This is a genomic window from Cupriavidus basilensis, assembly GCF_029335485.1.
Lineage (GTDB): Bacteria > Pseudomonadota > Gammaproteobacteria > Burkholderiales > Burkholderiaceae > Cupriavidus > Cupriavidus basilensis_E.
Map to the genome: position 1 here is coordinate 1 of NZ_JARJLM010000326.1, position 5150 is coordinate 5150.

At 64.3% G+C, this 5150-nt stretch carries 4 protein-coding genes; 1 reads left to right on the top strand and 3 read right to left on the bottom strand.

The window, feature by feature from the left end; all coding sequences use genetic code 11:
• Positions 1-155: 155 nt before the first annotated feature.
• Positions 156-1757, bottom strand: a complete 1602-nt coding sequence (locus tag P3W85_RS19320) for a tyrosinase family protein (RefSeq protein WP_035813128.1) — start codon at positions 1755-1757, stop codon at positions 156-158.
• A 485-nt stretch (positions 1758-2242) separates the two neighbouring features.
• Between P3W85_RS19320 and P3W85_RS19325 the strand changes: the two genes are divergently transcribed.
• Entirely contained in the window at positions 2243-3211 is a 969-nt protein-coding gene (locus P3W85_RS19325) for an aliphatic sulfonate ABC transporter substrate-binding protein (RefSeq protein ID WP_430869572.1), read from the top strand.
• A 105-nt stretch (positions 3212-3316) separates the two neighbouring features.
• On the opposite strand, the gene P3W85_RS19330 is transcribed toward P3W85_RS19325, so the two are convergent.
• Both P3W85_RS19330 and P3W85_RS19335 read right to left on the bottom strand, forming a co-directional pair.
• Positions 3317-3973: a DUF1266 domain-containing protein gene (locus P3W85_RS19330; RefSeq protein WP_276265979.1), complete on the bottom strand. Its 657-nt coding sequence runs from the start codon at positions 3971-3973 to the stop codon at positions 3317-3319.
• 16 nt (positions 3974-3989) lie between these two features.
• On the bottom strand, positions 3990-5150 hold a 1161-nt coding region (locus tag P3W85_RS19335; RefSeq protein ID WP_276265980.1), incomplete at its 5' end, for a hypothetical protein.

Here is a 5150-nt window from a genome sequence, read left to right on the forward strand (position 1 = left end):
CTCCGCCTTTAGGCCCTGCAACCCTAAATCAGATCCCTACAAAACCCCGAGACAAAAACAGGCAACCACGCAGCTCCATTTTTTAAACAGCCATTAAGGCCACAGCCGCGCAACAGCCTCCAGCCGTCGCGCGGCTACCGCCTCCCCCTTAACGCCTATCTCAACTCAACCCGAAACAGATTCCTGCCACCCGCCGTGGCCGCGGCCGCCAGCGGCTGACCCTGCCTGAGCACGCCATCGCGCGTACGGATCTCCACCTCGAAACTGGCAGCCTGCACCGACTCCGCCCTGAACCCATGCAGCGGGAAGAACGCCCTCACTTCAAGATGCGTCTGGCAGTTCGCGCAATATTGCACGCTCCAGCGGCTCAGCACGGCCTCCGTCCCTACCGGATATCTCTTGCCGTCGATCGTGGCGTAGGCGGTCACCAGGAACGAGCCGCGGATCGGTGCCCGATTGATCCCGGACACCTGGATCACGTTGCGGCTGTCACCCGCGGCGGCCTCGCTCTCAAGCAGCGCTTTCGGCTGGTCTTCCAGCGAGCCGGGGCCATAGGTGAAGCCCAGCTGCGTCTCGATATTGATGCAATCGAGCGACGTATAGGGCCGCTCCTTGCCGTCCTCGTTCTTCTTGAAGGGGTCGAGCGGCGACGCCAGCGTCAACCAGGAATTGGGCTGCGTCCCGGGGGTCGGCCCCTGGTTGTCCACCGAATTGGTCCCCGGATATTCCGCCATGACCTCGAGGTGGTCGGTAAAGCCGTTGCGCTTCTGCCATAACCAGAACACGCGATCCACAAAGCAATGGTGGAAGTAGAAAATGGGATCCAGTCCTGCCGTATCGTTCTCGCCCATGTCGCCGTTGGCGCCTTCGATGGGGGAAAAGTCGCCCGCGTTCGGACCGCCAGGCACGTCGTACCCTCCAACAGCCAGGTGGATGCTGTTGTGCGGGGACTCCAGCGGGACAATGGGCGCGCTGCCGGCGGCGCGGTCCTCGTTCCATTGCGCTGCCGACGTGGTATTGGAAAAGACCGTGTAGTTGGGCGCATCCAGGCAAGCGGCGTACTTGGCCTTCACGTTGGTGGGAATGACCCTTCCGTTCACCACGATATACGAAGTCAGCCAGTTCACCACATTGCGATTGAGAAGGTGCACATTCTCCTCGTGACTGGGATACCTGGCGTTGTGCTTCTCGGTCCTGGCCCGGTCCTGCCTGGTACCGACAAGGCCCGATAAAGGATAGCGAACCGTTTCGTAGCCACTTGGCTTGCTGTAGTTCGGGTCGTCGCCGTTGATATTGTCGGTAATGCCTTTGTTGAAAACGAAGGAGCGCAATGGATTGGGGATTTTCTCGCCGTCGAGCGTGAAGTTTTCCCGTGTCAGCGCCCATGGAATGCCGTGCTTCAGCGATGCCTCGCTGGTCTCATCCCAATAGGGCAGCATGACATCCCCGCACCCCTCGATGCTCTGCAAGGCAGCCTCCAGCTTGACCAGATAGACCCGGTGCCAGGTGGGGAACAGGATGTTGCCGTGGTTGCAATAGCCACCCCAGTAGGAGGAATTCCCCCAGCCCGCGCCGCGGAACGGTTCGCCGTGAAAGCCACCGAGCATGAAGAAGGAACGCGGATCGTCGGGAGGCAGTTCCTTGATTCCCTTCCACGCGCGCATCAGATCTTCCAGCGGCTTCTTGTCGCCCCGCATGTAGTCGTCCTGCAACGCCTCGAGCGAGCGGCGAACCTTGAGTCCCATTGCTTGCGCCATGATACGTCGTGCCTCCTTTGGGGGGGCGGAGCTTGCGGCCGGTGCGCCGGCTTCGATCGGCTCCGCGTTGATCATTATTTATGGTGTTGCAATAAATCCGTCCGCAAAAAAACTACCCGTCATTTAAATCGTATCTTTCAAATAAACGGCGACACCTCTCCGCGCGCCGTGCGATGGGCGCATCGATTAATTCCCTTGCTTGAAATACACGAGAAGACAGCGGCCCGGCATGCTTGCCGTGAAACCGCACGCGGAAAAACGCGAATATTGATACACGATTCTACTTTTGGAACCAGAAACATCAAGGTAACGTTGCTAACATCAGAAGTAAGAAGCCATGCGCACCATGCGCACCATGCGTACTGGCGCGGCCAAGGCCAGACATCTCCCCGCATAAGCAAGCGCGGATTTCTTCCTTCCCGGCCGCCGCGAGCTGACCTACCCTGTGCGCTCATCGCACCTATGAATGCACTGGAGGAATGGCAATGGCGAAGGGCCTCGACAAGCGGCGGCGGCGGATCGTGGCGGGAGGCATGATCGCCACGGGCATGGCGGCGCTGCCGCTGCACGCGCAGACGGCAAGGCACACGCTGCGCATCGGCTTCCAGAAATCGTCGACGCTGATGATCCTGCTCAAGTCGCGCGAGACGCTGGAAAAGGCGCTGGCGCCGCTGGGCGCGTCGGTGCAATGGTATGAATTCACCTCCGGCCTGCCGCTGCTCGAATCCCTCAACATCGGCAATCTGGACCTGAGCGCGGACGTGGCCGACGCTGTGCCGCCCTTCGCGCTTGCCGCGGGCGCCAACCTGACCTACTACGCCATCGAAACGCCCTCGCCCGAGGCGCAGGCCATCGTCGTGCGGCAAGACTCCCCGATCAGGGAAATCGCGCAACTCAAGGGCCAGCGCATCGCCTTCGCCAAGGGCGCCGGCGCGCATTACCTGCTGCTCGAAGCGCTGGCCGGCGCCGGGCTGTCGATCCGCGACATCGAGCCCGCCTACCTGAGCCCGGCCGACGCGCGCGCCGCATTCGAGCGCGGCAGCGTGGCTGCCTGGGTGATCTGGGACCCTTTCCTGGCGGCGGTGCAGCGCCAGGCCAATGCGCGCATCCTGCGCGACGGCAAGGGGCTGTCCAGCTACCGGCGCTTCTACCTGGCCGCCACGCCCTATGCGCAGCGGCATGGCGCCGTGCTGGCGGCGGTCTACGACGAACTGCGGCGTGCCGGGGAATGGGTCAAGCAACATCCCGCTGCCGCCGCGCAATGGCACGCGCCGCTCATCGGGCTCGACGCGCCCACCGTGGAAGCGGCCAATCGCCGCCGCACCTACCAGGTGCAGACCGTGGACGCCGCTTCGCTCGACGAGCAGCAACGTATTGCCGATGCCTTCGGCAGCCAGAAAATCCTGCCGCGCAGGGTGGTGGTGGCCGATTCGCCGGTGTGGCGGCGTACCTGAGGCTTGCCGGGAACGGCTGCGGACCCGGCCTGCTGGCGTTCGGAGCGCCGCCGCGGGCGATCCGTGGAGATGACGGCGGCGCAGGCCTGAGGGGCCGCGCCAGCCTCACAGCGGCTGCGGGCTGAATGCCGGCAGGACCGGCCATGCCAGCGTCGCCCAGACCCCTTTCGGCGGGGCCAGCAACTGGCGCAAGGCCGCCTCGTCGAAAGGCTTGCCCAAGGGGTCCGCCCGGAATGCCGCGACCCATTGCTGGCGGCCGGCGATAAAGGCATGCCCGAAGTCCTCCCAGCTGGCAAAGCAGTCCTGCGCGCGCTGGGCATTGAGCAACAGCACGCGCCATGCGGCCATGGGTTCGACCCACCCCATCAACATGACGTTGCGAGCGAAGAACGCCATCCGGACGCAGGCGAACGCCAGCGCGGCGCGAGGATCGTCGGTCGGCAACAGCGCATGCAGATCGGCGCGAAACCATCGCGACTCGAATACCTGGGCCAGATGCTGGCGCGCCTCGTCATCCGTTGCGTTGGCGCGGAATTCCATCTGGTGCAGCAATTGCACGCGGAAGAACTCGCGCGCATTGTCCGTCATATGGTCGGACGCAGGGTCGAAGAAGCCGGTCATGCCCGTGGCATCGACCATGGGCTGCGCCAGGGTCAATGCCCATTGCTTGCGCGGGGTGAAAACGGCCGGACGCAAGGGGCGCAGGTAACGGTAGACCCGCCACAGCACAAAGCCCCCGAGAAGCAGGTAGAAGACGTTCATCAGCTTCGATGCTCCATTACCATCCCGGTTGCGAACCCCATTGCGAACCCGATTGCTGCCCCGCTTGCAATGCCATGATTTCCGCCGCCCGCGATAGCGACAGTTCCGGCCATGGCACGCCTTCGGTGGCGACACCCGGGGCAATGCCATGCAGGCCGGGACCGTCTCCGTTCTTCATCAGCGCCTGCCTGGCGGCATAGCCGACCGCCGCCGCCCGTGGCGGACGCTCCGCCAGCAAGCCCGGCTGGCGCGCGGCGACCAGCCACTCCACCATCGGCGTCGGCGAGCGCAGCCTGACGAAGAGCTGCGGATGGCGCGCAACCAGGCGGGTCTGGGTTGCCGCATCGGTCACGTTTTCAATGCGCTCCCAGCCTGCCGGCGTGCGCACCACGCCGATGGCGATGCAGTCGGCCGGCGTTTCCTCGACGGTATCCAGCGCATTCAGGCAGGCCAGCACGTCTTCGACGTAGCGGTCGATGGGCGGCCGGTTCTGCTTGCCCTTGACCTGGTCGATGGCGAGCGCGCCATTGGCCAGGACATCCACGCTGATCGTGATATGCGGCTGCCCGCCGGCATCGCGGAAACTCAGCAAGCGCATCCGCCGGTGCGCCACCGCTTCGGCATACCGCTCGCCGTAGCCACCGGCCAGCTCGCGCCGGTCGGCGAATTGTCCCAGGCAATGCCGCATGACATAGCTTTCGAAGGCCATTTCGGCACGCAGCGACGCGCTATCCGGCAGGAACTCCACGAACACGCCATTCGGCGTCGGCAGCAAGGTGCGCAGCGCCTCGGGCTGGCTCTGGCGGTAGCCACGCTCGATACGCATGGCCATCTCGGCGTGTTCCCTGTCCCACAGCGCCAGTGCCTGCGGGCAGTTGATGCGGTCGAGCTTGCCGGCCAGGGCCGTGCCTTCGCGCGACATCAGGAATTCGACGAGCCGGGCTTCCAAGGCCAGCAGCTGCGGATCGGCGGGATCGACCCAGACCACGGGCGCAAGCGGAAGCGGCGTTGCCGCTGCGCCGCTGCCCGCCTTCGCCGAAGAAGCGAAACGGGCCACAACCCATTCCGGTATGGCCTCGGATCCCAAGGCCTGCCGTGCATCCGCGAGCGACTCCATCCTTCTTGCCGGCTCGAAGTTGGCAACGAGATGGCGATAGAAGTGGTTGAGCAGCCAGGC